Source organism: Mycobacterium sp., from assembly GCF_035499775.1.
In the GTDB taxonomy this organism is placed as follows: Bacteria; Actinomycetota; Actinomycetes; order Mycobacteriales; family Mycobacteriaceae; genus Mycobacterium.
Map to the genome: position 1 here is coordinate 1 of NZ_DATJYB010000202.1, position 2283 is coordinate 2283.

The 2283-nt window shown below is 68.6% G+C and carries 1 protein-coding gene and 1 pseudogene; both read right to left on the reverse strand.

Features of this window, described 5'->3' with window-relative positions:
• Positions 1–234, reverse strand: a pseudogene (locus VML93_RS13575) (MOSC domain-containing protein); the annotation flags it as partial.
• 35 nt (positions 235–269) lie between these two features.
• Positions 270–2283, reverse strand: a 2014-nt coding sequence (locus VML93_RS13580; RefSeq protein ID WP_325611327.1) for a phosphoketolase family protein, incomplete at its 5' end; no start/stop codon positions are given.

Sequence of the window (2283 nt, forward strand, 5' to 3'; positions counted from 1 at the left end):
CCAGGCGTCGAGGTCTTCTCGTGCGTAGGCGTAGACGGCCTGGTCGTCACCGCCGTGGACTCTTGGATTGCCGATCGTGTCGCCGACCAGCCCGCTGCCGAGACCGCCATGCATAGGCCCTGGTGCACGAACCATGACCGCCTCAGTTGCGGCTCGCTTGTCGATCCCGGTCACGTTCGACTGCGCGCGGGGATCGGGGTTTTCCCTGGGCCGTGCGACGTTGACCGACAACACCTTCGACACCCGCTCAGGGTAGCGCCGGCGGGCCGTCACTCGCTCCGCTGCCAGGTCCACCCCGAGATCTGCGGGTCGTCCTCACCGTGCTCGCGGGTGTAGCGGCGTGCGGCCAGCCGGGCGTCGGCCATCCGCTGCCGCAGCATGGCGGCCCGGCTGCCCAACCCGTCCACCCGGTCGATGACGTCCATCACCAGGTGGAACCGGTCCAGGTCGTTGAGCATCACCATGTCGAACGGCGTCGTCGTGGTGCCGCGCTCCTTGAATCCGCGCACATGGATCTGCGAATGATTGGTCCGGCTATAGGTGAGCCGGTGGATCAGCCACGGATAGCCGTGGTAGGCGAAGATGATCGGCTTGTCGCTGGTGAACAGCGCATCAAACTCCCTGTCGGGCAACCCATGCGGGTGCTCGGACTCCGGCTGCAACCGCATCAGGTCGACGACGTTGACCACCCGCACCTGCAGGTCGGGCAGTTCTCGGCGCAGAATGTCGGCGGCCGCCAGCGTCTCCAGCGTCGGGATGTCCCCGGCGCACGCCAGCACCACGTCAGGCTCGCCAACAGCCGAACTGGCCCACTGCCAGATCCCCAGCCCGCGGGTGCAGTGCAGGATCGCGTCGTCCATCGACAGGTACGACAGCGCCTGTTGCTTGCCGGCGACGATCACGTTGACGTAGTCGCGGCTGCGCAGGCAGTGGTCGGCGACCGACAGCAACGTGTTGCCGTCCGGTGGCAGGTAGACCCGCACCACCTCGGCGCGCTTGTTGGCTACCAGGTCGATGAACCCGGGGTCCTGATGCGACGCACCGTTGTGGTCCTGACGCCACACGTGCGAGCTCAGCAGGTAGTTGAGCGAGGCGATCGGCCGCCGCCAGGGCAGTTCGCGGCTCGTGGACAGCCATTTCGCATGCTGGTTGAACATGGAGTCGACGATGTGCACGAACGCCTCGTAGCAGTTGAACAGGCCGTGGCGGCCGGTCAGCAGATAACCCTCCAGCCAGCCCTGGCACAGGTGCTCGGACAGCACCTCCATCACCCGGCCGTCGGGGGCCAGGTGGTCGTCGTCTGGCCCGGTCGCCGAGAGCCAGACCTTGTCGGTCGACTCGAAAACGGCCGACAGCCGGTTGGACGCGGTCTCGTCGGGCCCCATCAGGCGGAAGTTGTCGAGGTTGCGGGTGATGACATCCCGCAGGAACGTGCCGAGCACGCGGGTGGCCTCATGCGTCGAGACGGCCGGTTCGGGCACGTCAACCGCGTAGTCGCGGAAATCGGGTAAGTCCAGGTCGCGCAGCAACACTCCGCCGTTGGCGTGCGGATTGGCGCTCATCCGCCGATCGCCTTGCGGCGCAACCGCCTTGAGCTCCGCACGCAGCGCGCCGTGCTCGTCGAACAACTCCTCGGCGCGGTAGCTGCGCAGCCACTCTTCCAGCTGCGCGCGGTGCTCGGGGTTCTCGTGCGTCCCGGCCAGCGGCACCTGGTGCGAACGCCAGGTGCCCTCCACGCGCTGGCCGTCGACCACCTTCGGCCCGGTCCAGCCCTTGGGCGTGCGCAGCACGATCATCGGCCACACCGGCCGCTCGGTCCGCTCGCCGGAGCGGGCGGCGCGCTGGATGGCGACGATGTCGTCGAACGCGTCGTCCAGCGCGGCGGCCATTTGCTGATGCACGTCGGCCGGGTCGTCACCGGCGACAATGATCGGCCGGTAGCCGTAGCCGCGCATCAGCGCCTCCAGCTCGGCCTCGGGGATGCGGGCCAGCACCGTCGGGTTGGCGATCTTGTAGCCGTTGAGGTGCAGGATCGGCAGCACCGCGCCGTCGACGGCCGGGTTGAGGAACTTGTTCGAGTGCCAGCCGGCGGCCAGCGGACCGGTCTCGGCCTCACCGTCCCCGATCACGCAGGCGACCACCAGGTCGGGGTTGTCGAACGCCGCACCGTAGGCGTGCACCAGCGCGTAGCCGAGCTCGCCGCCCTCGTGGATGGAGCCCGGCGTCTCCGGCGCCGCGTGCGAGGGGATCCCGCCGGGGAAGGAGAACTGCCGGAACAGCCGG